Origin of the sequence: Nocardia arseniciresistens, assembly GCF_046764875.1 — a bacterium.
GTDB classification, from domain to species: domain Bacteria; phylum Actinomycetota; class Actinomycetes; order Mycobacteriales; family Mycobacteriaceae; genus Nocardia; species Nocardia arseniciresistens.
This window is the reverse complement of the sequence record NZ_JBKORD010000007.1, coordinates 169,295-195,513: the sequence shown is the minus strand read 5'-3', so window position 1 is coordinate 195,513 and position 26,219 is coordinate 169,295. Positions and strand designations below refer to the sequence as shown.

The 26,219-nt window shown below is 66.4% G+C and carries 22 protein-coding genes; 12 read left to right on the top strand and 10 right to left on the bottom strand.

Going from position 1 to position 26,219, the window contains the following annotated elements:
• Window positions 1-188 precede the first annotated feature (188 nt).
• From ACLMAJ_RS14860 to ACLMAJ_RS14850, 3 genes are all read left to right on the top strand, one after another.
• Window positions 189-2,813, top strand: a complete 2,625-nt coding sequence (locus ACLMAJ_RS14860) for a DNA polymerase III subunit gamma and tau (RefSeq protein WP_412014244.1) — start codon at window positions 189-191, stop codon at window positions 2,811-2,813.
• Between the two features lie 291 nt (window positions 2,814-3,104).
• Complete coding sequence (locus ACLMAJ_RS14855) at window positions 3,105-4,319, top strand: acetyl-CoA C-acetyltransferase (RefSeq protein WP_412014243.1); 1,215 nt, start codon at window positions 3,105-3,107, stop codon at window positions 4,317-4,319.
• Between the two features lie 50 nt (window positions 4,320-4,369).
• Window positions 4,370-6,505, top strand: coding sequence for a 3-hydroxyacyl-CoA dehydrogenase NAD-binding domain-containing protein (locus ACLMAJ_RS14850; protein WP_412014434.1), 2,136 nt, complete (start codon window positions 4,370-4,372; stop codon window positions 6,503-6,505).
• Window positions 6,506-6,566: 61 nt separating this feature from the next.
• On the opposite strand, the gene ACLMAJ_RS14845 is transcribed toward ACLMAJ_RS14850, so the two are convergent.
• Window positions 6,567-7,295 (bottom strand): TetR/AcrR family transcriptional regulator, encoded by a 729-nt coding sequence (locus tag ACLMAJ_RS14845; protein ID WP_412014242.1) that lies wholly within the window; start codon window positions 7,293-7,295, stop codon window positions 6,567-6,569.
• Between the two features lie 91 nt (window positions 7,296-7,386).
• On the opposite strand from ACLMAJ_RS14845, the gene ACLMAJ_RS14840 reads away from it, so the two are divergent.
• Window positions 7,387-8,073 (top strand): NAD(P)-dependent oxidoreductase, encoded by a 687-nt coding sequence (locus tag ACLMAJ_RS14840; protein ID WP_412014241.1) that lies wholly within the window; start codon window positions 7,387-7,389, stop codon window positions 8,071-8,073.
• Window positions 8,074-8,165: 92 nt separating this feature from the next.
• Here ACLMAJ_RS14840 and ACLMAJ_RS14835 read toward each other — a convergent pair whose 3' ends face one another.
• Complete coding sequence (locus ACLMAJ_RS14835) at window positions 8,166-8,618, bottom strand: MarR family winged helix-turn-helix transcriptional regulator (RefSeq protein ID WP_412014240.1); 453 nt, start codon at window positions 8,616-8,618, stop codon at window positions 8,166-8,168.
• Between the two features lie 92 nt (window positions 8,619-8,710).
• On the opposite strand from ACLMAJ_RS14835, the gene ACLMAJ_RS14830 reads away from it, so the two are divergent.
• The 3 genes from ACLMAJ_RS14830 (at window position 8,711) to ACLMAJ_RS14820 (ending at window position 13,632) form a co-directional block, all read left to right on the top strand.
• A complete protein-coding gene (locus ACLMAJ_RS14830; protein ID WP_412014239.1) occupies window positions 8,711-9,181 on the top strand; it encodes an SgcJ/EcaC family oxidoreductase in 471 nt (156 codons plus the stop codon).
• A 41-nt stretch (window positions 9,182-9,222) separates the two neighbouring features.
• Window positions 9,223-9,891: an SgcJ/EcaC family oxidoreductase gene (locus tag ACLMAJ_RS14825; protein ID WP_412014238.1), complete on the top strand. Its 669-nt coding sequence runs from the start codon at window positions 9,223-9,225 to the stop codon at window positions 9,889-9,891.
• 192 nt (window positions 9,892-10,083) lie between these two features.
• Complete coding sequence (locus ACLMAJ_RS14820; RefSeq protein WP_412014433.1) at window positions 10,084-13,632, top strand: protein kinase domain-containing protein; 3,549 nt, start codon at window positions 10,084-10,086, stop codon at window positions 13,630-13,632.
• A gap of 24 nt (window positions 13,633-13,656) precedes the next feature.
• On the opposite strand, the gene ACLMAJ_RS14815 is transcribed toward ACLMAJ_RS14820, so the two are convergent.
• The gene (locus tag ACLMAJ_RS14815; protein WP_412014237.1) at window positions 13,657-14,973 is read right to left on the bottom strand and encodes a class I SAM-dependent methyltransferase; all 1,317 of its coding nucleotides are present in this window, start codon (window positions 14,971-14,973) and stop codon (window positions 13,657-13,659) included.
• Window positions 14,970-16,409, bottom strand: coding sequence for an FAD-binding oxidoreductase (locus ACLMAJ_RS14810; RefSeq protein ID WP_412014432.1), 1,440 nt, complete (start codon window positions 16,407-16,409; stop codon window positions 14,970-14,972). Before ACLMAJ_RS14810 ends, ACLMAJ_RS14815 begins: the two co-directional genes overlap by 4 nt.
• 238 nt (window positions 16,410-16,647) lie before the next feature.
• On the opposite strand from ACLMAJ_RS14810, the gene ACLMAJ_RS14805 reads away from it, so the two are divergent.
• Window positions 16,648-17,082, top strand: a complete 435-nt coding sequence (locus ACLMAJ_RS14805; protein ID WP_412014236.1) for an SRPBCC family protein — start codon at window positions 16,648-16,650, stop codon at window positions 17,080-17,082.
• A gap of 45 nt (window positions 17,083-17,127) precedes the next feature.
• Here ACLMAJ_RS14805 and ACLMAJ_RS14800 read toward each other — a convergent pair whose 3' ends face one another.
• The 4 genes from ACLMAJ_RS14800 to ACLMAJ_RS14785 form a co-directional block, all read right to left on the bottom strand.
• On the bottom strand, window positions 17,128-17,478 hold the full coding sequence (locus ACLMAJ_RS14800) for a VOC family protein (protein WP_412014235.1): 351 nt from the start codon (window positions 17,476-17,478) through the stop codon (window positions 17,128-17,130).
• Between the two features lie 10 nt (window positions 17,479-17,488).
• Window positions 17,489-18,310 carry a MerR family transcriptional regulator gene (locus ACLMAJ_RS14795; protein ID WP_412014234.1) on the bottom strand — a complete coding sequence of 274 codons (822 nt, stop codon included), beginning with the start codon at window positions 18,308-18,310 and terminating at the stop codon, window positions 17,489-17,491.
• 52 nt (window positions 18,311-18,362) lie between these two features.
• A complete protein-coding gene (locus ACLMAJ_RS14790; RefSeq protein ID WP_412014233.1) occupies window positions 18,363-18,983 on the bottom strand; it encodes a hypothetical protein in 621 nt (206 codons plus the stop codon).
• A 127-nt stretch (window positions 18,984-19,110) separates the two neighbouring features.
• Window positions 19,111-19,686, bottom strand: coding sequence for a hypothetical protein (locus ACLMAJ_RS14785; protein ID WP_412014232.1), 576 nt, complete (start codon window positions 19,684-19,686; stop codon window positions 19,111-19,113).
• 210 nt (window positions 19,687-19,896) lie between these two features.
• Here ACLMAJ_RS14785 and ACLMAJ_RS14780 point away from each other — a divergent pair, with 210 nt between their 5' ends.
• The 3 genes from ACLMAJ_RS14780 to ACLMAJ_RS14770 all read left to right on the top strand — a co-directional run bounded on the left by ACLMAJ_RS14780 (window position 19,897) and on the right by ACLMAJ_RS14770 (window position 21,545).
• A complete protein-coding gene (locus ACLMAJ_RS14780) occupies window positions 19,897-20,229 on the top strand; it encodes a YbaB/EbfC family nucleoid-associated protein (protein WP_412014231.1) in 333 nt (110 codons plus the stop codon).
• A gap of 16 nt (window positions 20,230-20,245) precedes the next feature.
• Complete coding sequence (gene recR / locus ACLMAJ_RS14775) at window positions 20,246-20,854, top strand: recombination mediator RecR (RefSeq protein ID WP_412014230.1); 609 nt, start codon at window positions 20,246-20,248, stop codon at window positions 20,852-20,854.
• Between the two features lie 67 nt (window positions 20,855-20,921).
• Window positions 20,922-21,545 carry a LysE family translocator gene (locus ACLMAJ_RS14770; RefSeq protein WP_412014229.1) on the top strand — a complete coding sequence of 208 codons (624 nt, stop codon included), beginning with the start codon at window positions 20,922-20,924 and terminating at the stop codon, window positions 21,543-21,545.
• A 33-nt stretch (window positions 21,546-21,578) separates the two neighbouring features.
• Here ACLMAJ_RS14770 and ACLMAJ_RS14765 read toward each other — a convergent pair whose 3' ends face one another.
• Both ACLMAJ_RS14765 and ACLMAJ_RS14760 read right to left on the bottom strand, forming a co-directional pair.
• Window positions 21,579-22,223 (bottom strand): hypothetical protein, encoded by a 645-nt coding sequence (locus ACLMAJ_RS14765; protein WP_412014228.1) that lies wholly within the window; start codon window positions 22,221-22,223, stop codon window positions 21,579-21,581.
• Between the two features lie 43 nt (window positions 22,224-22,266).
• Window positions 22,267-22,476: a hypothetical protein gene (locus ACLMAJ_RS14760; RefSeq protein WP_412014227.1), complete on the bottom strand. Its 210-nt coding sequence runs from the start codon at window positions 22,474-22,476 to the stop codon at window positions 22,267-22,269.
• A 139-nt stretch (window positions 22,477-22,615) separates the two neighbouring features.
• On the opposite strand from ACLMAJ_RS14760, the gene ACLMAJ_RS14755 reads away from it, so the two are divergent.
• A complete protein-coding gene (locus tag ACLMAJ_RS14755; protein WP_412014226.1) occupies window positions 22,616-26,173 on the top strand; it encodes a transglutaminase family protein in 3,558 nt (1,185 codons plus the stop codon).
• Window positions 26,174-26,219: the final 46 nt, after the last annotated feature.

Here is a 26,219-nt window from a genome sequence, read left to right as displayed (position 1 = left end):
CGGGCGCTCCGCAGGCGATTGCTGCCATGTTGCCATCTTTGTCGCTGATCATCGGGGGCGAAATAGTCTTCGTGCAGCTAGTGATCTACATCACATTGATAGCAATGTAACGAGCAGGTCTCGCGCCGCGCCGGATGCGGGTGCCCGCTGGAATGTTCTTTGTCGGTGCACGCCGGTAACCTCTGGCCGTGGCTCTGTACCGGAAGTACCGACCGGCAACATTCGCTGAGGTGGTGGGTCAGGAGCACGTCACCGACCCGCTGAGCATCGCCCTCGACACCGGCCGGATCAGTCATGCCTATCTATTCTCCGGCCCGCGCGGCTGTGGCAAAACCTCATCGGCCCGCATTCTCGCGCGATCGCTGAACTGTGTGAACGGCCCGACCTCGACGCCGTGTGGGGTGTGCCCGTCCTGCGTCGCGCTCGGCCCCGGCGGTCCGGGAAACCTCGACGTGATCGAGCTGGACGCCGCGAGCCACGGCGGTGTCGACGACACTCGCGAACTGCGGGACCGCGCGTTCTACGCGCCCGCCGAGTCCCGGTATCGGGTGTTCATCGTCGACGAGGCGCACATGGTCACCACGGCGGGCTTCAACGCGCTGTTGAAGATTGTCGAAGAGCCGCCCGCGCACTTGATCTTCATCTTCGCCACCACCGAGCCGGAAAAGGTGCTGCCGACCATCCGCTCGCGGACCCACCATTATCCGTTCCGGCTGTTGCCGCCCGCCACCATGCGTGGCCTGCTCGGGAAGATCTGTGAGCAGGAGAACGTCGCGGTCGACGAGGCGGTGTATCCGCTGGTGATCCGCGCGGGCGGCGGCTCGCCGCGTGACAGTCTGAGCGTGCTCGATCAGCTGTTGGCAGGCGCGGGCCCCGAAGGCGTCACCTATCCGAGGGCCGTCTCACTGCTCGGCGTCACCGATGTCGCGCTGATCGATGACGCGATCGATGCGCTGGCCACCAGTGACGGCGCCGCGCTGTTCGGCACCGTCGATCGGGTCATGGAGGCAGGCCACGACCCCCGCCGCTTCGCCGTCGACCTGCTGGAACGACTCCGCGACCTGATCCTGATGCGCGCGGTCCCCGACGCCATCGATCGCGGCCTGGTCGCCGGCCCCGGCGACGTCCTGGAGCGCATGCAAGATCAGGCGCAGCGCCTCGGCCCCGCCACGCTGGCCCGCGACGCCGAACTGTTGCACGATGGCCTTGGCGAAATGCGCGGCGCCACCGCACCTCGGCTACTGCTCGAAATCGTCTGTGCCCGAATGCTGTTGCCATCGGTCTCGGATGCCGAATCGGCGACCCTGCAGCGCATCGAGCAACTCGAGCGTGGAGTTGCCAATGGGGTCACCCCGCGGGCGACGGGCGCGGCCACCGCATCGGCGGCCGCCGCGCCCGCCGCGGTGCCGCCGGCACCCAGCTCGTCGGCCGAAGCTCCACGTCGACGTGGAGCGGAACTGCTGGCTGCCGCCCGCAGGGAGAGCCGCTCCGTGGGCGAGGACGCGGGCCCGGCGGCGAACTCGGGCACAGCTGCGAACTCGGGCGCAGCCCTGGGCGCGGGCACAGCTCCCGGGCAGAGCGCCGCCCCTCGGTCGGACGCATCGGCTCCGGCTGCGTCCACGCAGGCGGTTCCGGCCGGCGAGCGGGCTCCGGCTCTCGACGCATCTCCTGTTGGCCAGCGCTCTTCCGGCGGCGGGCAGGCTCCGGCCATTGGGCCGTCTGCTGCTGCCGAGCGCGCGCCTGCCGACGGGCGTGCTCCATCCGCTGGACAGCCTCCAGCGGCTTCGCCCGCTGGGGCTGAGCAGGCTCCGGATGTTGGGTCGGCTCCGATTGCTGAACCTGTAGTCACTGGTCAGGGCCCGTCTGCTCCGGCAACCACGGGTGCTCCGTCCGCTGAGCATGCTCCGGCAGCTGCCACCGCGCCGAGCCCTCTCGGCGAACCGATCGCGGACACCGAGCAGGCCGAGAGCGCCTCGGGTGCGGAGCCTGCGGAAGCGGTAGCAGTGCAACCGATTTCGGAGCAACCGGCTGCGAGTCGGGCAGTGGACGAGCCGGACGTCGCGGCGCCCCCTGCATCGGAGGCAGCTCCGGCTCAGCAGGACGCTGATCTGTTGCGGGCGGTGGAGGCGGCCTGGGCGGATATTCGTGCGAAGGTCCGGGAGTTCGGCCCCACCGTGCAGGCTCTGCTGTCCGGGGCGTCGGTGTCGCGGCTGGAGGGGGACGTCATCGTGTTCGCTCATCAGCACCCACCGTTGGCGCAGCGGCTCTCCGATCCCCGGAATCTGGAGGCGGTCCGATCCGCGGTGCAGGCCGTGCTCGGCCGCGATCACGAGGTGCGGTGGGAGGCGGGAGCGCCCGCGGCGCGCCCGGCGGCCACCGCGGCCCCGGCGGGTCGCGCCCGTCCCGCGAGCGGTCGCGAATCCGGCAATACCTCATCACGTGAACCCGGCACCGCGGGCCGGAGCTCGGATGCCGCTGCGCCGCCACGGTTCTCGCGGCCCAGTCAGGCACGTGGTGCGACCTCCGATACCGCGGCGGGCGGCGGCCAACGGTCGAGCGACAGTCCCGACGTGCGGCAACGTGCGGCCGAGGACGACATTCCGCCGCCCGACTTCCCTGACTTACCCGATGACCCCGGCCCGACGGACTATGCCCCGGTGGACGGGGTGCCCGGGCCCGCGACTCCGGAGGAGGAGCGGGAGATGCTGGCCGAGTCCGCGACACCGGTGGCCCCTGGTGAGCGCCGCGACCCCGATGAGATCGCTCTGGAGTTGCTCAAGAGTGAGCTCGGTGCCACACGGCTGAATGGTTGACAAGCACCGCGTCGACGACGTTAAGTTAACCGGAGTTCGCACACCACGGTAGTATGAACGGGTGGCCGTGAGCTCCGGTGTGGCGAAGTTCTATGGTAAGCCCAGGCGTCTGGGCGTCCGGAATGTTCGTCCGCTGCTGCTTGCCGAGTTTTATACAGCGTCAGGACGGTCGGTCGAAGGATCGGTCGATGAGGTTACCCGCGGCCGCGCCGTATACGCGGCGCCGCCGCAGAGAGCGCTTGGACGGACGGAAGTTCGGCCTTCGCACCCCAAGGAAGGAAACACTCCGATATGACCACAGAGGCCTACATCTACGAGGCCATCCGCACTCCACGTGGCCGCGGCAAGAAGACCGGTTCGCTGCATTCGGTGAAGCCGATCGACCTGACTGTTGGTCTGATCCAGGAGCTGCGTAACCGCTTCCCCAACCTCGAAGAGGACCGCATCTCCGACCTGATCCTCGGAGTTGTCAGCCCGGTCGGCGACCAGGGCATGGACATCGCGCGCACCGCCGTGACCGTGGCAGGCCTGCCGGACACCGTCGGTGGCTTCCAGCTCAACCGCTTCTGCGCCTCCGGCCTCGAGGCCGTGAACCTGGCCGCACAGAAGGTCCGCTCGGGCTTCGACGACCTGGTCATCGCCGGTGGCGTCGAGTCCATGTCCCGCGTCGCCATGGGCTCCGACGGCGGCGCGTGGGCCCTGGACCCGGCCACCAACTACGACACCTACTTTGTCCCGCAGGGTGTTTCGGCCGACCTGATCGCCACCATCGAGGGCTTCAGCCGCGATGATGTCGACGCCTACGCGGTGCGCTCGCAGGAGCTGGCCGCCGCGGCGACCACCGGCGGCTACTTCGCCAAGTCGATCGTCCCCGTCAAGGACCAGAACGGCATCATCGTCCTGGACAAGGACGAGCACATGCGTCCCGGCACCACCGCGCAGGACCTGGCCAAGCTGAACCCGTCCTTCGCCGTTGTCGGTGAGATGGGTGGCTTCGACGCCGTCGCGCTGCAGAAGTTCCACTTCGTCGAGAAGATCAACCACGTCCACCACGGTGGCAACAGCTCGGGCATCGTCGACGGCGCCGCGCTGGTGCTCGTCGGTACCGAAGAGGCGGGCAAGGCGTCCGGCCTTACCCCGCGTGCACGCGTCGTCGCCACCGCGACCAGCGGTGCCGACTCGACCATCATGCTGACCGGCCCCACCCCGGCCGCCAAGAAGGCGCTGGCCACCGCAGGCCTGACCCTCGACGACATCGACCTGGTCGAGATCAACGAGGCGTTCGCCTCCGTGGTGCTGAAGTTCCAGAAGGACCTCAACATCCCGGACGAGAAGCTGAACGTCAACGGCGGCGCCATCGCGATGGGCCACCCGCTCGGCGCCACCGGCGCGATGATCACCGGCACCATGATCGACGAGCTGGAGCGCCGCAACGGCCGCTACGCGCTGATCACCCTGTGCATCGGTGGCGGCATGGGCGTTGCCACCATCATCGAGCGCGTCTAACCCCAACCGACACAGATTTTACGAGGAGACATAGGGCTGTGAGCGACAACATGATCGGTTGGGAACAGGATTCGGACGGCATCGTCGTACTGACGATGGACGACCCGAACCAGGGCGCCAACACGATGAACGAGCTGTACAAGAACTCGATGACCGCGACCGTCGAGCGCCTGGAAGCCGAGAAGGACAACATCACCGGTGTGGTGCTGACCTCGGCGAAGAAGACCTTCTTCGCGGGCGGCGACCTCAAGAACATGATGAAGGTCGGGCCGGAAGACGGCCAGGCCCTGATGGACGAGCTCGCCGATATCAAGGGTGCGCTGCGTCGCCTCGAGACCCTCGGTAAGCCGGTCGTCTCCGCGATCAACGGCGCTGCCCTCGGCGGCGGCCTCGAGATCACCCTCGCGACCCACTACCGCATCGCGGCGGACGTACCTGGCGTGCAGCTCGGCCTCCCCGAGGTGAGTCTCGGCCTGCTGCCCGCGGGCGGTGGTGTCATCCGCACCGTGCGCATGTTCGGTTTGCAGGGTGCGCTGATGCAGTTCCTGTTGCAGGGCAACAAGTACCGCCCGGGCAAGGCCAAGGAAATCGGCCTTGTCAACGAGGTCGTCGGCTCGATCGAGGAATTGGTGCCCGCCGCCAAGGCGTGGATCAAGGCCAACCCCGAGGGTGGCGTGCAGCCGTGGGACAAGAAGGGCTACAAGATCCCCGGCGGCACCCCGTCCACCCCGGCCTTCGCGGCGAACCTGCCCGCGTTCCCCGCCAACCTGCGTAAGCAGCTCAAGGGCACCAACATGCCCGCACCGCGGGCGATCATGTCCGCCGCGGTCGAGGGCTCGCAGGTCGACATCGACAATGCGTCGCTGATCGAATCGCGTTACTTCGTCTCGCTGCTGACCGGTCCGGTCGCGAAGAACATGATCCAGGCGTTCTTCTTCGACCTGCAGTCGATCAACAACGGTGGCTCCCGTCCCAAGGATGTCCCGAAGAAGGACATCAAGAAGATCGGCGTGCTCGGCGCGGGCATGATGGGTGCGGGCATCGCGTACGTCTCCGCCAGGGCCGGCTACGAGGTCGTGCTGAAGGACGTCACCATCGAGGCGGCCGAGCGCGGCAAGAACTACTCCGAGAAGATCGAGGCCAAGGCCCTCTCGCGTGGCAAGACCACCGAGGAGAAGTCCAAGGCTTTGCTCGGCAGGATCACCCCGTCCGCGGATGTGGCCGATTTCGCCGGTGTCGACTTCATCATCGAGGCCGTCTTCGAGAGCACCGAGCTCAAGCACAAGGTGTTCCAGGAGATCGAGGACATCGTCGATCCCGACGCACTGCTCGGCTCGAACACCTCGACCCTGCCGATCACCGGTCTCGCGGCAGGCGTGAAGCGCGAAGAGGACTTCATCGGCATCCACTTCTTCTCGCCTGTCGACAAGATGCCGCTGGTGGAGATCATCAAGGGCGAGAAGACCTCCGACGAGGCGCTGGCCAGGGTGTTCGACTACACCCTCGCCATCAAGAAGACCCCGATCGTCGTGAACGACAGTCGTGGCTTCTTCACCTCGCGCGTGATCGGCACCTTCGTCAACGAGGCGATCGCCATGCTCACCGAGGGCATCGAGCCCGCGACCATCGAGCAGGCCGGCTTGCAGGCGGGCTACCCGGCCGCGCCGCTGCAACTCTCGGATGAGCTGAACCTGAAGCTCATGCAGAAGATCGCCAAGGAGACCCTCGAGGCCGCCGCGCACGGCGACGCCACCCTCGGCAAGAAGCGTCACCCGGCTCAGGATGTCATCGACTACCTGGTCGAGCAGGGGCGTCCGGGTCGTCTCGAGAAGGCCGGCTTCTACGATTACGACGAAGACGGCAAGCGCATCGGCATCTTCCAGGGCCTGCGTGAGCACTTCAAGACCACGGCCGATTTCTCTGTGCCGCTGCAGGATCTGATCGACCGGATGCTCTTCATCGAGGCGATCGAGACCCAGAAGTGCTTCGACGAGAACGTGCTGATCACCACGGCCGATGCCAACATCGGCTCGATCTTCGGCATCGGGTTCCCGGCCTGGACCGGTGGCGTACACCAGTTCATCGTCGGCTACCCGGGCGGCCAGGAAGCCTTCGTGGCCCGCGCCGACTACCTCGCCGCCACCTACGGCGAGCGCTTCGAGGTTCCGGCCTCCCTGCGCAAGTAAGCTCGCGCTGAACTAACGACGAAGCCCGCCATCGCTTTTCGCGACGGCGGGCTTTCGTCGTTTACCGAGACCGGCGACCCGTCGGCGGGTCGAGCCCCAATGTTCGTACCAGGTCGAGCATTTCGGCGTGAAAGAGCTTGCCGGGGTCGTGCGACAGCTGCGAAAGGTGGCGGTAGATCTCCAGGGCGATCAGGCCGTGCATGCGGCCCCATACCCGCAGTGTGAGCGCGATGGCGGCGGGTGGGAGTTCCGGGAATTCCGCACGAACATGAGTGACCAGTTCCTCGCCGAAATCCGACCATTGGTAGTTGTTGTCGGTAACGGTCAATTGAGCATGTGGCCATGCCGCGGCGATCAGTCCGGTCAGCCCCGCACAGGCCCGCTGCTCTGCCGCTGCGGCGGGTCCGCCCTCCGGTGGCTGGTATCCGGGGACGGGGTCGCCGTAAATGAGCCGGAATCCCTCCGGATTGGCCAGGGCCCAGGTGCGAATCGTCTCACCCCATGCCACCACTCGTCCTGCCGCGTCCTGCTCGGGGCGGGCGTCGCGCGCTGCTTCGACCGCGTCGAGCAGTGACGTGTACACATCACTGATCAACGTGGTGATCAGGTCGTCGCGGGTGGCGTAATAGCCGTAGATGGCTCCCGCCGTCATACCCATTTCGCGGGCGATAGCGCGCAGCGAGATGGCGTCGGTCCCGCCCTCGGCCATGAGCTTCAGTGCGATCGCCTTGATCTCCTGGGCCGCCTCGGCCCGAAGTCGCTCCCGCCTGCTCAACGTCGTGTCTCCCACGCTTGACACTCTACAGCGTTTGGCTACTATTCAATGTGTCTTTACTGAACGCCGTGTAGTTTATGCACGGCATACATTCGGAGCGCTACGCATGGATATCGGAATATTTGGTGCGACAGGAACCATCGGGCGGACCGTCGTGGCGGAGGCGCGCAGTCGAGGTCACCGCGTCACGGCATGTACTCGCAGCCGATCGCGCGTTCCCGCCGAGGTCGAAGGGGTGACCTGGAAGGTGGCCGACCCGACGGACCCGGTCGGTGTCGCGCAGGCCATCACCGGCCTCGATGTGGTGGTCAACGCCATCAACGCGGGCGAGAGCATCCCCGACCAGATCGCGAACGCCGGTGTGCTGCCCGCCGCCGCCGCGGTGCTGCTGAAGGCGCTCGAGCAGCGCCCGTCGACGCGGCTGATAGTGGTCGGTGGCGGCGGCAGCCTCGAGATCGAACCCGGCGTGCGGTTGATCGACACCGGAGCGGCCTTCGACAGGATTCTGACCGATGTCCTGGAAGTGCCGGTGGAGTACCGGAAGGTCGTGCAAGCCCAGGTCGACGTGCTCGACCTCTGCCGACTGTCGAATCGGAACTGGACCTACATCAGCCCATCGGCCGGTCGTATCGACTCCGGCGAACGCACCGGCCGGTATCGGATCGGCGGAGATCAGGTCATCCCCGATCGGGAGGGCGGCGGCAGCATCTGCGCCGAAGACATAGCCGCCGCGCTGCTCGACGAGATCGAGATCCCCCGGCACATTCAGCGCCGATTCACCGTGGGCTACTGAGGCCAACTCGACAACCAGGCCTCACCAGCGACATCTCGACGATGAAGCCCGCCATCGCATGTGCGATGGCGGGCTTCATTGTCGAGGTGTGTTCACTGTGTGCGCAGCTCGTCGGCGGCCGCGTAGTAGGCATCGGCGGCGCGGGTGAAGTAGTCGAACAGAACTTCGCGCTGTTCGGGTGAATAGCCTGCGATGATTTCGCCGATTCGACGTCGGGCCGGGGTGAGGACCTCGTCGAGATCCGCGGGCTTGTCGACCAATTCGACCATCACCTTGCGCCGATCGCCCGGTACCGGGATGCGGCGCACATAGCCGGCGTCTTCCAGGCGGTCGATCAGCCGGGTGGTCGGTCCGGTCGTCAGGCCGCTGCGGGCGCCGAGTTCGCCGGGGGTCATCGGGCCGGTGAGTCCGAGGATGTTGAGCGCGTAGAGGTCGGTCCCGCCGAGGTCGACAGCTCGGGCGCCCGCCTGCCCATGCAGCATGACCGCGCTCAGGTAGCGCCGGTAGACCTCGCTCGCGTTCGGGCGCATCTCTGGTGTTGACACGGATACCTCCATCTATTAATCTCTTCTTCAACGAAGAAACTTCTTAAAAGAAGAAAGATCTTCTAAGAAGAAATCTATCATGGAGGGTCATCATGAGCAGCGACAACACCGCCTTCGACAGCGCATCGAGCTTGGAAGTCCGGGGCGTGATCGCGGAATTGATCGACGCATGGGGCCGTGGCGATGCCGACGCCTACGGCGCGTTCTTCACCGAGGATGCGACCTACACCAGCTTTCTCGGCACCTACTACCGCGGCCGCGGCGACATCGTCACCTCGCACCGGGCCCTGTTCGCGGGGGTGCTGAAGGGCACCCGGCTCGCCGACGACGTGCTGGATATCCGCTTCTACGGTCCCGACACCGCCGTGGTCAACAGCCGCGGCGACACCTACAAGGGCAAGCCGAAGCAGGCCGACCAGCTGTCCAAGACCCAGACCTACACGCTGGTTCGCCGGGATGGGCGCTGGTTGATCGCCGCCTTCCAGAACACCAAGCGCAAGAAGCTGCTCGAGCGCTTCACCTACCTGTTCACCCCCGAAGCCCGGCCCGCCGCCGAACGCTGAAACCCGGCCCCACCCAAGCCTTTTCACTCGAAGGAACAGTCATGAGCACCGAAACCGAGACCGCCGAGACGGTCGACTCCACCGAAACCGCCGCGACCAAGCGCGGCTCACGCCGCCGCACCCTGTCCCGCGTCCTCGCCGCTTCCGCCCTCACCATCGGCGTCGCCGCGGGCGGCGGCTACCTGTGGCTGGACAAGACCTCCGGCGTGCACAACCTCGGCAGCACATCATGCACCACCGTCACCCCCTCCGGCGCCGCCGCTTCGCCGCAGTCGGTCCAGGAGATCTGCGATCTGATCGACCGGCTCACCGGCGCATGGGGCCGCGGCGACGCCGACGCCTATGGCGCGTTGTTCACCGAGGACGCCAGCTACACCGGTTACGTGGGCACCTATTACCAGGGTCGCGCCGATATCGCCGACGGACACCGTGCGCTGTTCAACGGATTCGTCAAGGGCACCGAACTGGCCGACTCGATCCTGAGCATCCGGTTCTACGGGCAGGACACTGTCGTGGTCACCAGCCGCGGCGACACCTACAAAGGTGAACGGAAGAGCCAGGAAGACCTGTCCAAGACCCAGACCTACACGATGGTCCGCCAGGACGGTCGCTGGCAGATCGCCGCGTTCCATAACACTCAGCGCAAGAACGTCATGGAACGAATCTCGTTTCTATACGACCCGGCTACCAAGCCCGCGGCCGAGCGCTGAGTCAACGGTTCGGCCGCCGAAACCACGCTGTTTCGAAAGCCATCCACTCGGTGTCATTCCGCGCTACGTTGGAGTATGCGCAGACATTCCGGACACCGCGAGAACTCGTCGCGGTGTCCGAGGTCCGCGTGCAGCATGATCGCCGGTGACGCCGATTCGATGTGAATTCGAGGTGGTCACGTGAATCCACAGATGCGTTCGGGGAAGGTGAGCTCCGAATCGACTCCTGCCGAATCGGACACGCAGCGACATCCGCCCATCGGGATTGCCGACGAGTTGGAGGCAATGGGCCTGTCCGGCGCTGTCGAGATCGGCCGGGGTGGCTTCGGGGTGGTCTACCGATGCATCCAGCAGGCGCTCGCCAGGGTGGTCGCGGTGAAGGTGCTGTCCTCCGAGATCGACGAGGAGAGCCGGGAACGGTTCCTTCGTGAGGAACAGGCGATGGGCAGGTTGTCCGGCCACCCGAACATTGTCGACATCCTGCAGGTCGATGTCACCGCCACCGGCCTGCCGTTCATCGTGATGCCGTATTCCACGCGTGGCTCGTTGGAGCAGCTCATCCGCGAACGTGGTCCGCTGACCTGGGTGGATTCACTGCGTGCCGGTGTGAAGCTGGCGGGTGCGATCGAAAGCGCGCACCGTGCCGAAATACTGCACCGGGACGTGAAACCCGCGAACGTACTGCTCAGCGGCTACGGCGAGCCGCAGTTGACCGACTTCGGGATCGCCAGGATTCCGGGTGGATTTCAGACCTCGAGCAGCTTGATCACCGGCTCGCCCGCGTTCACCGCGCCGGAGGTACTCAAGGGCGACGACCCGACCGTCCGCTCGGATGTGTACGGACTCGGCGCGACACTGTTCGCCTTGCTCACCGGGCATGCCGCCTATGAACGGCAGGCGGGGGAGAAGGTCGTCGCGCAGTTCCTGCGGATCACCACCCAGCCGGTGCCCGACCTCCGCGCGCAGGACATTCCGCCCGATGTGGCCAACGTGATCGAGCAGGCGATGTCCACCGACCCGCTCGCGCGTCCCGAGTCGGCATACGAACTCGGCGAAATGCTTCGAGCGGCGCAATACGAGCACGATCAGGTGCCGGACGAGATGGCGCTGCTGGATACCTTCGTGGAGCCGGGCGCGATCGAGCGCGATGGGGCCGAGTCGACGGCGTCGATGCCCGCGGTGACCGCGCGCCGTAGCTGGCCGTTGACGCTGCGCCCCGCGGTGTCGCGGTACCCCGCGACGCCCACCCTGCCGCCGACCGCGGCGACGAAGTTTCGCCCGCCGACTCCGGCCAGAGCTCCGGTCCCGCGTCCGAGGCTGTTGGACACGCTGCGGGCCGGAGGTCGGCGCAGGCTCGCGGTGATCCACGCACCGGCCGGGTTCGGCAAGAGCACGGTGGCCGCACAGTGGCGCGCCGAGTTGGCCGACGCCGGTGTCGCGGTCGCCTGGATCGGCATCGCTCACGACGACGACAACGAGATCTGGTTCCTCGCCCACCTCATCGAGGCCATCCGCCGGGTTCGTCCCGACATCGGCGATGGACTCGACCAGGTGCTGGAGGAGCAGCCCTCCGACGCCGTCGCGTTCGTCATCGCCACGCTGATCGACGAGATCCACGCGGCGGGCTCCACCATCGTGGTGATCGTCGACGACTGGCATCGGGTCACCGATGCCGGCGTGCACCGTGCGATGGCGACGTTGCTCGACAACGGGTGTCACCATCTGCGCTTCGTGGTGACGAGCAGGGAGCAGTCGGGTTTGCCGACGAGCAGGCTGCGGGTGCACGACGAACTGGTCGAGATCGGGTCATCGGCGTTGCGTCTCACCGCCGCGGAGACCAGGCAGATTCTGGTGGAGCGCAACGGTTTCGCGCTCACCGATGACCAGGTGGAACAGATCCATACGGCCACCGACGGGTGGCCCGCCGCCATTCAATTGGTGAGTCTTTCGTTGCGCGGCCACGCCGATCCTGCCCAATTGATCGCTACCCTGTCCGAGAGCAATCACGGCATTCGGGAGTATCTCGCGGAGAACGTCCTCGACACACTCGAGCCCAAGATGCTCGATTTCCTTATGTCGATCTCGGTGACCGAGCGGGTGTGCGGTTCACTCGCCGCGGCACTGTCGGAGGACCCCGATAGCGAACAGCTGCTGGAGCAGGCGGAGCAGCGCGAACTGTTCGTGCAGCGCATCGCGCACGATCCAGAGTGGTTTCGGATGCAGCCGCTGTTCGCCGAGCATCTGCGCGCCCGGTTGGAGCGCGCCAACCCGGGGCGGCTGAAGGCGTTGCACCGCACGGCATCCCGTTGGTACGCCGAGCATCAGCTGCTGCGCAAGTCGGTCGATCACGCGCTGGAGGCGACCGATCTGAAGATGGCGCTCGACCTGTTGGAGGTCGGCGGCATGGATCTGATCGATAGGTCCCGGCTGGCAACGCTGCTCGGGACCGTGTCGAAACTGCCTGTGCAGCAGGTCGCTTCGCGATCCAAGTTGTTGATGGCGGTCGCGCGCGCCAACGTCAACCTGCAGCAGTCCGGTGCGGCGCGTACCGCGCTCGGACGGCTGTCGAATGTGCTCGCCCGCGGATCGTCCACCGACGCCGAGGTGATCCGGCAGCGCTGTGAGGCGGCGGTACTCACCGCGTCGGATGCGATCGCGAGAGATCACACCGAGGGTGTGCTCGACCAGGTGGCCGTCTGTCTGGAGCGGCCGGACGAACTGCCCGCGTGGACGGTGTCGACCGCGGCGAATCTGACCTCGTTCGCGCGGTTGTGCGACTTCGATTTCGACGGCGCCCGCGAGATCCAGGAATGGGCCGCGGAATATCACAAACGATCGAAGGATCCGCTCGGTGCGGTGTTCGGGCTCTGCGGGCAGGGCGCGGCGGCCTATGAACAGCTCGACATCGCCACGGCGACAGCATGTTTCCAGCAGGCCTTCGGGACCGCGAGTGTCACGTCGGGTCCGCGCTCGCACGCGGTACGGGTGGCCGCTGCGCTGCTCGGTGAATTGAGTTACCGACGTGGCGATCTGGACACCGCCGACCGACTGCTCGACGAAAGCCACCAGCTGGTCACCAGGGTGGGATCTGTCGACTTCCTGATCTCGACGTTCGTCATCGGCGCCAGGGTCAAGGCGGTACTCGGCGATATGTACACCGCCACCGGCCGGCTCGATGAAGGTGACCGAATTGCCGCCGACAACAGTCTGCCCCGGCTTGCCGCGCACATTCGCGCCGAGCGGCTTCGGCTTGGACTGATCACCGACACGGGGGCCCGGCGTGCGATCGATTCGGCAGGCTACGAGTCCGATATTTCTGGCACCATCCACCAGACCTACCGGATGAAGGGCACGGCCGCGCTGGCCGCGGAGGCGGAGGAGATCGCCGCCATCCGGGCGCTGCTCGCCCAACGGCAGCTCCGCTCCGACGACCGGGCCGTGCGCAGGGCCCGCGCGCTGCATCTGCGAATAGTCGAACAGGGCCGTCCCCGTGCGGAATTGGATACCGCGCTGTTGCTCGCCGAGTGCCTTGCCGCCTCCGGCTGGGTCGGTGAGGCCACCGGACTTCTGCTCCCCGCTGCCCTCACCTGTGCGGAACTCGGCTGGACAAGGCCGCTGCTCGACGCCGGGCCCGGCGTCCTTTCCATCATTCGGGTGTTGCGCACCGAAATGCGTTCGGGCTCAGTGCAGTCCGGCGATACGACACTGCCCGCTCTGTTCCTGGATGAGCTCCTGGACTGAGCGGGCAGCGGCGCGTGCGAAACGCTATCCGTTCCACCAAGGGCGAAGCGGCAGGCCGGACTCACCGTTCGACCCGAGCTTCACGCCGAGCACCTGGTGCAGCTGAACCACATTGCGCTGGAAGCCCAGGCGGCAACCCGCCATGTACAGGCCCCACACCTTCGCGGTGCCCTCGCCGACTTCCTCGACGCACGCATCCCAGTTGGTGACCAGGTTCTTGCACCATTCGTGCAGGGTGAGCGCATAATGCTCGCGCAGGTTCTCCTCGTGCACCACCTCGAGCCCGACGTTCTGGATCTCGGAAATGATGCGGCCGGAACCGATCAGCTCGCCGTCCGGGAACACGTAACGGTCGATGAAATCGCCCGCCTTCGTGCTGCGTAAGTTGTCGGGGCGGGTGATGCTGTGGTTCAGCAGCAGGCCGCCCTCGCGCAGTTTGCTCTGGATGTACTCGAAGTAGAACGGGTAGTTGTGCACGCCGATGTGTTCGGTCAACCCGATCGAGGACACGGCGTCGAAGTCGGCCTCGGGGATGTCGCGATAGTCGGAGTGGCGTACCTCCGCCAATTCGGACAGACCCTGCTCGGCGATCTTCTGCTGCGCCCACTCGGCCTGCTCGGCCGAGAGCGTCGCGCCGATGACCTTGACGCCGCGCTTGGCCGCGTAGCGGACCATGCCGCCCCAGCCGCAGCCGATGTCGAGCAGCCGGTCGCCTTCCTTCAGCCGAAGCTTGTCGAACACCAGGCGGTACTTGTTCTCCTGCGCCTGCTCGAGGGTCCACTGCTCGTCCTCGTAGACCGCACAGGTGTAGGTCATCGATGGGCCGAGGACGTACTCGTAGAAGGTGTTGGAGACGTCGTAGTGGTGGTGGATGGCCTCGGCGTCGCGAGTCTTGGAATGGCGAAGGCCCTCTAGCGCGATCCGGCGCCAACGCGGCAGCGTCTCCTGCGGTGGCGGCGCGATCGGGCGCAGCCGCTCCCAGCCCAGCGACCTGGCGATGGTCACAAGGGCCAGCGCCGATGGACGGTGGAACTTCAGCCCGTCCATCGCCCGGAGGATCTCGTAGGGATCGCCGGGATGTACGCCGGTGGCGGTCATATCGCCGGAGATATACGCGCGGGCCATACCGAGATCGCCGGGGGCGGTCGCCAGGTAATTGATGCCGCGCGGTGTCTTCACATCGAGAGCGAACTCCGAGTCCTCGGGTCCGATCGCGCTGCCGTCGTAGGCGCTGAAACGGATCGGGATGTCGCCGTCGAGCAGTGTTTCGAACACCGCGGCAATGCTGAGTTTGGTTCCCAGATCGGCGAAGACATCAGAACGGTCCTTGAATGTCGTCATTTGCGTTGCACCGCCTTCGAGTACAAGTCCAGCAGCCGCTGGTCCGGGTCGTAACGCTTCTTCAATTCGGTGTAGATCTCGCCGCCGTAGAGGGCCGCGAATTCATCTTTGCCGTAATACGAATCCGAGTACAGGGACTTATGACCATCGAACTCGGTGACGGTCCGCTCGATGGCGCGGTTGGCCGCGCCCTCTTGCTGACCTGCGACGGTAGGAACGGCCGACCAGAATCCGACGTTCACATAGGTGCGGTCCGGCTCCAGCGGGTACAGCGGCCACGACCGTCCGGTCCGCGCATCCTCGCCGGTTTCACGCAGCCGCAGCGGGCACAGCCAGAGCGGCTCGATCGGGATCTCGCGCAGGAACCATTCGACGAAGTCGGCGGTCCGCTCGACCGGCACCTCGATATCCTGCACGACCCGCTCGCGCGGCAGGTTGCCCTGGCGGGCCTCCAACCGGTCGCCGATGCCGTAACGGCGGTCCAGCGCGATGAGCTTCCAGTAGAAGCTGCTACGCCGGTACCGCTTCGGCCAGAGCCTGCGGTACTTCGGGTTCTGGGCGCCGAAGGCCCGCGAGCACCAGAACCAGTCGGTGTCCCAGCGCCACAGGTAGTCGTGGATCGTCAGCCGGTCACGCTTGGGCGTGGCGGAATCATGCTGGATGGACCGATAGAAGATATCCATATCGGTGTAGTCGCTGACCGGGCCCGGCTCGTCGGTCTGCCTGCCGAGGGTCAGGTAGCTCTCCTCGGCGGTGAACACGACACCGTCGAGGTAGTCGACGCGTTCGCCGTCGTAGGTCTTCGCGATGACGATCTCGGCCAGGGTGGCTTCCAGCGCGCGCAGATCGTGGAAGCGGATGTGCCGCAGCGCAACGTAGGGCTGGACGGTCTCGAGCTCGATCTTCAGCCGCACGGTATAGCCGAGGGTGCCGTAGGAGTTCGGGAAGCCGCGGAACAGATCCGCGTTCTCGCCGTTCGGTGTCGCGGTGATGATCTCGCCCGCCCCGGTCAGCACATCCATCTCCAGCACCGACTCGTGCGGAAGACCGTTGCGGAACGAGGTGGACTCGATGCCGAGGCCGGTGACCGCGCCACCGAGGGTGATGGTCTTGAGCTGCGGAACCACCAGCGGGGCCAGCCCGTACGGCAGGGTGGCGGCGACCAGATCCTCGTAGGTGGTCATCCCGGCCACGTCGGCGGTCTTCGCGTCGGCGTCCACCGCGATGACCTCGGCAAGGCCGGAGACATCGAGGCCGGGCGCGGGGTTCTCGGCTCTGGCCCGGAACAGATTCGATGTCTTCTTCGCCAGCCGTACGTTGGCGTCGTCGGGTATCGCGCGGTAACTCGCCAGTAGGCGGTCGACTCCCTCGCGGTGCACGGCGAAACCGGATTCGTGTGCGGCCGGTGCGCGGCCGGCTTTCCCCAACGGACTCACTGCCACCCCTCGACGCTAGTACGCACCTCATTGCTCAGCCACCACGAGGTCGCTGACGAGGGAGAAATGTCACGCATCTGTTGCATCGGGAATACCGGGGGCTCCGCCGTCGCTCCCGGTGAACCTGGCGGCAGCCTAACAGCGAGATCGACGCCCAACCTGGACGGCACGCCGGGAGTTGCTCAGGGCAGGATGGAGGGCGGTCGTCCATACCTCATTCGGACATAGGGAGCTCATTGTGGGACAGGTCAGCGCAAGCAGTTCGATTGCCATCTCGGCGGATCCGCAGCGCGCGCTCGAGGCCATCGCGGATTATGAGACGATGCGTCCGCGCATTCTCTCCCCGCACTACAGCGACTACAAGGTCATCGAGGGCGGCAAGGGTGCCGGCACCGTGGCCGAGTGGACGCTGAAGGCCGCCGAGAAGCGCACCCGCAACGTACATGCCGTCGTCACGGTGTCGGATTCGATGGTGACCGAGCGTGATTCGAACTCGACGATGGTGAACACCTGGACGGTGACGCCCGACGGTGCGGGTTCCCAGGTCACGCTGCGCACGTCCTGGAAGGGTGCGGGCGGCGTCGCGGGCATCTTCGAGGGCATCTTCGCGCCGTTGGGCCTGAAGAAGATTCAGGCCGAAGTGCTGGGAAACCTTCAGCGCGAACTGGCCTGACGGCCGCCCGAGGCCCCGGTCGCGGCCGGGGCCCCGGGTATGGGACTATGCCGCGCCGATATCGAACAGGTTGCCCTCCGGGTCGGCCAGCGTCGCCCACTTGGCGCCGTACTCGTCGAAGTCGCCGATGTGCTTCGCGCCGAGGCTGATTGCCCGATCGATCTGTTCGCGCCAGTCGGCGGCGTGGAAGTCGAGATGGATCACGTTCTTGCCCGGCGTCTTGTCCGGCACCTGAATGAACATCAGTACCGGCGACAGTCCGGAGCCGATACCGACCGTGGCGAAGTGGACACTGGCCTCCGGATCCACCGGCTTGTCGAGCAATTCGGACCAGAAGCCGGCGAGCGCGGCAGCGTCGTGGCAGTCGAAGGTGACGTGCCCGAGTTCGAGTGTCATCGATATTCTCCTATTGCTGGAGCAGGCCGATGGGCCAGCAGATTTCGGTGCGATAGTCACGGGGATCGTCGACATCGCCTGGGCCGATCAGGTACAGCTCACGGACGGGTTCGGCGAGCGCGCTGTCGTTTTCGGCGACATAGCTGCCGAGCGCGCCGTAGGTGCGATCGGAATCGTCGAACGGTCCGTTGTGCACGGCGATCGCGAATCGTCGGGCGGGTAGCTCGGTGAGCGAGAGTTCCTCCGGCAGGTCTATCCGGGCGTCGGCGGGGATCGGGACGAAGGCGACGACCTCACCGGCCTCGTCGGCGAAGAACTCCATCGAGTACGTGGCGCCCGCGATTCCCGCCGGAGCTACCCGCGCCGCCGCCAGCGTTTCGTAGAGCAGCGAGAACGCCGAATCACACCACGGGCCGACCGTTGCCTTTGTCGCCGTATCGATGAACGCGAGAACCCGCAGCGCTGGAATCGAACGGTATTGGACGACAAGCGGATCGGCGGGGGTGAGCAGCGCCCGCAACGAGGCAACCACGTCCCTGGTGCGCTGTAGTTCCGACTCCATCCGCGCCAAGTGCGCGCGCAGGGCGGCGTCCCTTGTTCCCGCGTCGGGGGCGGCGAGTACGGCCTTGATCTCGGGCAGCGGCATATCCAATTCGCGCAGCCGTCTGATCAAATGGGCCTGCGCGACCTGGTCGGTCGAGTACCGCCGGTACCCGGATCCCGGATCGATCGCGACGGGTTCGAGCAGCTCGATGTCGTGGTAGTACCGGAGCGCCTTCACGCTGAAATAAGTCAGCCTGGCGAACTCCCCGATGGAGACGGTCGCTGTCATGCGTCACAGCGAACACCCTCCAGTGAGGGGAGAGTCAAGCGGCTCCGGTTGGCTACGGTGTCGCGATGGCGAAGGTCAGTAGCAGCGTGGTCTGGAAGTAGCCGCGCCACCAGGAATAGCCGAACCAGACGCCGGGGGTGACCTCGCGGATCTCGTCGTAGACCGGTGGTGTCGGGGACGGGGTGTAGTCGAGGGCCCAGGTCGGCCTCCCGTCGGTGATGGCGGAAGCGGTGTACACATCGGCGCGCCAGCCCTCGATTCCGGCGCCGGTGATCCTGTTCTGCAAGTAACCGCCGTCGGGGCCGGTATAGAAGGTCTTGCCGATCCAGAACGTCGGAGCGATCGACTGCATGACGGGTGGCCGTGTCACCCAGCCGTTCTTCACACCCATCGGCGCCTCGCCGAGCGACGCGTCACGGAAGATGGCGTCTTGCTGTGTGGGCCTGCACCGAAACCGCAGCGCATCGATGGTCGTGGCGCGGTCGCCGGGATCGAGGACACAGCCGCCGCCGTAGTCGGTCACTGCCGTGATCTCAGGGTTTGCCGTGACCTCGGTGTCCACCGCGACGCCGGTGTCCGCGGCGGCCGCGGGGGAACCCACACCCAGGAAGAGGCTCGGAAGTCCGAGGGAAAGCGTCATTGCGCTCAGCAGAACTGCACGGCTCGTGCTCATACCTGTCTCCACAACTCAACGCACCAGGTCTCCGACCCATTATTCGAGAGAGTAAGACGCGACGGCCGGTGCGAGCCGGGAAACGCGGTGAGCAGTGTCCAACTCGAGATCTGGGCGGCCGGAGAGGTTATGGCGTCGCGATCGCGAAGCTCAGCAGCATTGTGGGCGAGGCGGTATCGCGCCGCCACGAGTAGCCGAACCAGACGCCCGGCGTTATCTCCCTGATCTCGTCATAGATCTGCGGTGTCGGGGACGGCGCGTAGTTCAATGCCCAGGTCGGGCCGCCGTCCAGGATCGCGGGTGCGGTGTAGACATCGGCGCGCCAGCCCTCGATTCCGGCGCGGGTGATCCTGTTCTGCAGGTAGCCGCCGTCGGGCCCGGTGTAGAAGGTCTTGCCGATCCAGACTGCGGGCGCCCATGTCTGCATCTCCACCGGGCGGATCACCCAGCCGTTCTTCACACCCATCGGGACCGCGCCGCGCGGCGCGTCGTGGAAGATCGCATCCTGCTGTGCGGCGGAGCAGCGAAGTCTCAGCGAATCTATCGTCGCGCCGCGATTCTCCGGATCGAGGACGCACCCACCGCCGTAATCGGCCACGTCCACGGCTCCGGCGTCCGCCGCTGCCGAGGAAACGGCGAATATGCTGGAAAAACCCAGGCCGAGCGCGAGGGTTCCCACGATGAGTGCTCGGTGTGTGTCCATGCTGTCTCCAGACTTGTCACATCCGGTCGCCCGCCCGTCTCGATCGTAGGTCGGCAACGGTGATCGCCGATAGTTGGCAATCAATCCGTTACTTGCGGGCGGGCGATCGAACGCGTAACGACGGCGGATCGCGAGCACCATGCCGATCCGGTGAATGATCGAACCGGGGCTACGCTGGATGGCGACACATTCCGCAGAGAGGAACAAGCCGTGCAGCCCGGTGGTCAGTTCGACATGCAGCAGTTACTCGCCCAGGCGCAGCAGATGCAGCAGGCGGTGATGGCGGCCCAGGCCGAGATCGCGGAGACCGAGGTCGAGGGTCAGGCAGGCGGCGGGCTGGTCAAGGTGACGATCAGGGCATCCGGCGAGGTGCTCTCGCTGACCATCGACCCGAAGATCGTCGATCCCGACGATATCGAGGGTCTGCAGGACCTGGTCATCGGTGCGGTCAACGACGCGATGACCAACGCGCAGGCGATCGCGTCGGAGCGGCTCGGTCCGCTGGCGGGTGGCGGATCGCTGCCCGGTCTGCCGGACTTCTGATCCGGGGACGGAGCAGTTGTACGAGGGTCCGGTTCAGGATCTGATCGATGAGCTCGGCAAACTGCCAGGCATCGGTCCGAAAAGCGCACAGCGCATAGCCTTTCATTTTTTGCAGGTGGAGCCGCCGGAGATCGACCGGTTGCAGGCCGCGTTGCAGAAGGTGCGTGACGGCGTGCAATTCTGCGTGCTCTGCGGCACCGTCTCCGACAATGAAATGTGCCGTATCTGCGCCGACCCACGCCGCGACCGCACCATGATCTGTGTGGTCGAGGAGCCGAAGGATGTGCAGGCCATCGAGCGCACCCGCGAGTTCCGCGGCCGCTACCACGTGCTCGGCGGCGCGCTCGATCCGCTCAGCGGCGTCGGTCCCGACCAGCTACGGATTCGGGAGCTGTTGACGCGCATCGGAAATCAGGAAGACGGCATCGATGTCACCGAGGTGATCATCGCGACCGACCCGAATACCGAGGGCGAGGCAACGGCCACCTATCTGGTGCGAATGCTGCGTGATTTCCCAGGGCTCAGCGTGACCCGCCTCGCCTCCGGGCTGCCGATGGGTGGTGACCTGGAGTTCGCCGACGAGCTGACGCTCGGTCGGGCGTTGTCGGGCCGCCGCGCGCTGTAAATCGGCTGATTCCGGCCCCGGTCCGAGTGGGCTTGCGCATCGCGGGACGCGGGTTACTGTGTCGGGGATGAGCATCGAGTTCCTGCTGACCACGCTCGTCATCGTCGCCACCCCGGGTACCGGCGTGCTATTCACGCTGGCCGCCGGACTATCGCGGGGGGTACGGGCCAGCGTGATCGCGGCCTTCGGGTGCACCCTCGGCATCATTCCGCACATGATCGCGGCGGTGACCGGCCTCGCCGCACTGCTCAACGCGAGCGCGGTCGCCTTCCAGACACTGAAGTACCTCGGTGTCGCCTACCTGCTCTACATGGCTTGGAACACCTTCCGCGACAAGGGTGCTCTCGCTGTACCGGAGGACGAACCCGCCGGGCGCGGCGCACCGTCGGCCCGCCAGGTGATCACTTCGGCGGTGCTGCTCAACATCCTGAACCCGAAGCTGACGATCTTCTTTTTCGCCTTCCTGCCGCAGTTCGTGCCGACGGGTGCGCCGAATGCGTTGGCGCGCATGCTCGAACTGAGCGGGCTTTTCATGCTCGCCACGTTCGTGGTGTTCGCGGGGTACGGCGCCTGCGCCGCAGCCGTGCGCAACCACGTCATCTCTCGCCCGGTCGTGGTCACCTGGATGCGGCGCGTCTTCGGCGCTTCGTTCATCGCGCTCGCGGGTCGGCTTGCCGTCCAAAACCAGTGAACCGCGGGGGCTGTGCCGCGACGAGAGTTCGGATCAGAGCTCGACTCGGGTCCATGGGAGGGTCTGCAACCTGGTGCGGTCGTCGGTGGCCCATTCCCAGATCAGGGCGCCGACCGTCGCGGCATCGGTAAGCTTGGTGCCGAAGTGCTTGTTGGGAGCTCCATCCCGATACTCGACGGTGAACTCACCCGATTCGGCGCGATAGGTCTGCATGTAGATCTGGTCGGCGCGCTCGACGATCAGGTAGGGGTTCGGCGGTATCAACTCCGAAACCCACAGCTGCGCGAGTGCTTCGGTGAGGTAGGGAAATCCGCCGGTGCCACCGTGTGTGACGGCGGCTGGCACGCTGCCCGCCGGATCGATCAGCCAGGCCAGTTGCGGGTCGTAGAGCGCGTAGTTCAGCGGTGTCGCGAGCGCGAACAACAGCTGGCGGACGTATCCGATCGCGTCATACGGGCACGGCACGTGTAGTACCGCACCGGTCGCCGCGCCACCGACCGAATCCGCACCGAGAAAATGATCGTTCTCGGGTAATTCGGCATTGCGTTTGTTCAGCTCCGCCGCCAACCGCGCGACCACGTCCGTCTCGGCAAGACCCTGCTGGGTGGACAGGTAGGTGTCCACTTCCGTGAGCGTCGAAGCGGCACCGGACGGCAACAAGACGTGGTCGTAGTTCACCCGGACAGGGTACGGGGACAGCGAGCCGGGCCGGCCCGCGCGTTCAGGCGTGGCGCTGACCGTCGACGGCCGGTTCGGTGCACGCGCAACCACCCGCGATGTCGGCGCAGTCGACGACGAAGGCGTGGCGGGCGTGGTCGAGATCGAAGCAGTCCTCGTCGGTGCATTCGGCGATCCGGCGGAGGTGGACGATGAGGGTGCCGTGGCAGTGGTCCACGGCGGATTCGCAGGACTGGCACGTGGGTGCGCGCATGATTCCGTCCTATCATCCGTGCAGGCCGGGCCGGGGGAGGCCGGGTGCGTGTCGCGCCACGGCATCGAGAACGCGGCTGTCCGGAACCATGCCGTTCCGTGTCCCTCGTATGCGCGCCGCGGTGTGGTGAACTTGCTGCATGGGCATCAAGGTGTCACTCGAACACCGGACCACCTATACCTTCGACCGGCTCGTGGAGATTCATCCCCACGTAGTGCGGCTACGGCCCGCGCCGCACTCCAGAACCACCATCGATGCCTACTCGATGCGAGTGCGACCCGCCGACCACTTCTGCAACTGGCAGCAGGACGCGTTCGGGAATTTCCTTGCCAGGCTGGTTTTTCCGAATCAGGCCCGTGAGCTGTCGATCACCGTCGGGCTGATCGCCGACCTGGAGGTGATCAATCCCTTCGATTTCTTCGTCGAGGACTATGCCGAGCACTTTCCGTTCGGCTACGGCGCGGAACTGGTCGCGGATCTGGAGCCCTACCTGCGACCGGTCGATGAATCGGGCCACGGCTCCGGACCCGGCCCGCTGGTCCGTGACTGGGCGCGCGCCCATGTGCCGAGCGATCTGCCGCGCACCATCGATTTCCTTGTCGCGATCAATCAGGCGCTGCGTCAGGTTGTCGGCTACACGATCCGGATGGAGCCAGGGGTGCAGTCGCCCGACCACACGCTGCGCCTCGGGATCGGGTCGTGCCGTGATTCGGCGTGGCTGCTGGTGTCCATCCTGCGTGAACTCGGCATGGCCGCGCGGTTCGTCTCGGGATATCTGGTGCAGCTGGCCCAGGACGTCCCGGCGCTCGACGGGCCGTCGGGCCCCCTTGCCGACTTCACCGATCTGCACGCCTGGACGGAGGTGTATCTGCCCGGTGCGGGATGGGTCGGGCTCGACCCGACCTCGGGTCTGTTCGCGGGCGAGGGACACATCCCGTTGGCCGCGACACCGCATCCGACCTCGTCGGCCGCCATCACCGGCGCGACGGGGCCGACCGAGGCGACCATGGATTTCGCCAACACCGTCCGCAGGGTGCATGAGGATCCACGAGTCACGTTGCCCTACACCGGATCTCAGTGGCAGCGGATCACCGCGTCCGGTGCCGCGGTGGACGCGCGGATGGCCGCCGAACGGGTCGGGCTGACCATCGGCGGCGAGCCGACCTTCGTCTCGATCGATGACCAGACCGGCCCGGAGTGGACCACCGAAGCGGACGGCACGCACAAGCGCGAACGCGCGCTCGACCTGGCCGACCGGCTGCGCCGGATCTACGCTCCGACCGGTCTCGTCCAACATCGGCAGGGCAAGTGGTATCCGGGAGAACGGCTGCCGCGCTGGGAGATCGCCATCGCTTGGCGCGCCGACGACGAGTCGGTGTGGACCCGCCCGGAGCTGCTCATCGATCCGTGGTCGGCACCCCGGTATGTCGATCGGGTGCCGGAAGGTGTCGCGCCGAGTGTCGCGCCGATGGCTGAACATGTTGCGCTGGAAGGCAATTACACCGATGCGCACGATGACACTGCCGTCTCGGATGCTGGTCCCGCGCAAACGGATCGGACCACGGGGGCTGGGTCCACGGACCGCACCGCGGTTCGGCGCGTGCTGTGGCCGACGCCCGCCGACCCCGATTCGGCACGCGAGCTGATTGCCCATGTCGCCGCGAGCATCGGTCTGCCGGACACTCAGGTACGGCCCGCCTTCGAGGATCCGCTGGCTCGGCTGGCAGATGTGGTTCGCGCGCCGGTCGGTGACCCGGTGGCCGCGTCCGACGATCTCGAGCCGGATCGGGATTCGGCGCGGGCGCGCAAGGACCTGCTCGCGAAGCTCGACGCGCCGGTGACCGAACCCACCGCATACGTGCTGCCGTTGTATCGGCGTGAGGACGGCGCCGGGTGGGCCAGCGCCGACTGGCGGCTGCGACGTGGCTGGTCGCCGGATCATCCCGAGGGGCGAATCGTGTTGACCGACGGCGACTCTCCGGCCGGGCTGCGGTTGCCGCTGGATTCCGTGTCCTGGCGCACCCCGCGGACACCACCGGAGCGCGACCCACTGTTCGTCGGTCCGCTGTTCCTCACACGGACCGAGTCGCCCGCGGTCGTCGAAGACGCTGACCGGGAACCGACAACCGCGCTGGTCGGCCAGGTGCGCAACGGCAGGCTGCACGTGTTCCTGCCGCCGCTCGAGGAACTCGACGACTTCCTCGATCTGGTGCGCCGCGTCGAGACCGCCGCCGCGTCGCTGGGTCCGTCCGGTCAGCCGGTGGTGCTGGAGGGCTACGCACCGCCCGTCGATGCCAGGCTCCGGACCTTGTCGGTGACTCCCGACCCGGGGGTGATCGAGGTGAACGTGCAGCCGACGGCCTCCTTCGCCGAGCAGTCCGAGCTGTTGTCCACGCTCTACGAGCAGGCACGGCTGGCCAGACTGAGCACGGAATCGTTCGATGTCGACGGCAGCCACGGCGGTACCGGCGGCGGCAATCACATCACCCTCGGCGGCGTGACGCCCGCCCGATCGCCGCTGCTGCGCCGCCCGGATCTGCTGGTATCCATGCTCACCTACTGGCAGCGCCACCCGGCGCTGTCCTATCTGTTCGCGGGACGGTTCGTCGGTCCGACCTCGCAAGCGCCACGTGTGGACGAGGGCCGCGAGGACGCGCTATATGAACTGGAGATCGCCTTCGCCGAAATAGCCAGGCTGAGTGAGACTTCCGCGCGGGCTGACGCCTCGCCCTGGTATATCGATCGCGCGCTGCGCCACCTGCTCACCGACCTGACCGGCAACACCCATCGCGCCGAATTCTGCATAGACAAGCTCTACAGCCCCGAAACAGCGAGGGGCAGGCTGGGATTGGTCGAGCTGCGCGGTTTCGAGATGCCGCCACACTTCCAGATGGCGATGGTTCAGTCGCTGCTGGTACGCGGCCTCGTCGAACGATTCTGGGTACAACCCCTGCGCGCCAAGCTGATTCGGCACGGATCGAATCTGCACGGCCGCTACCTGCTTCCACATTTCTTGATGGCCGACATCGCCGAGGTCGCCGCGGACCTGCGCGAGTACGGCACCGAATTCGACACCGGCTGGCTCGACCCGTTCACCGAATTCCGTTTCCCGCGTATCGGCACGGTCGTGCTCGGCGATGTCGAGATCGAGCTGCGCGGCGCGATCGAACCGTGGCACACCCTCGGCGAGCAGACCGCGGCAACCGGCACCGCCCGCTACGTCGACTCCTCGGTCGAGCGGCTACAGGTGCGGGTCGTCGGCGCCGATCGCGGCCGCTTTGTGCTGACCTGCAACGGCATGCCGGTACCACTGCTCGCCACCGACAAGTCCGACGTGCAGGTGGCCGGGGTGCGCTACCGCGCCTGGCAGCCGCCGAACTCGCTGCATCCGACGATCACCGTCGACGCGCCGTTGGTCTTCGATCTGATCGACGCCGAGACCGGGCTCTCGCGCGGCGGCTGCACTTATCACATCGCTCACCCGGGCGGCATGGCCTACGACGACCCTCCCGTGAACGCGGTGGCCGCGCAATCGCGCCGCAATCGGCGCTTCGAGGCGGCCGGGCACACCACGGGACGGGTCGATCCGGGGCAACTACGTGCGAAGATGGCAGCACAGTCCACCGATATCGGTGCGCCGGGCATTCTCGATCTGCGCCGGGCTCGGACGGTGTGGGGAATGGTCAGCGATCGCTAGGCGGATGCGCGTCCAACCGGCGCGCTAGGACAACCTCGGCAGCGGA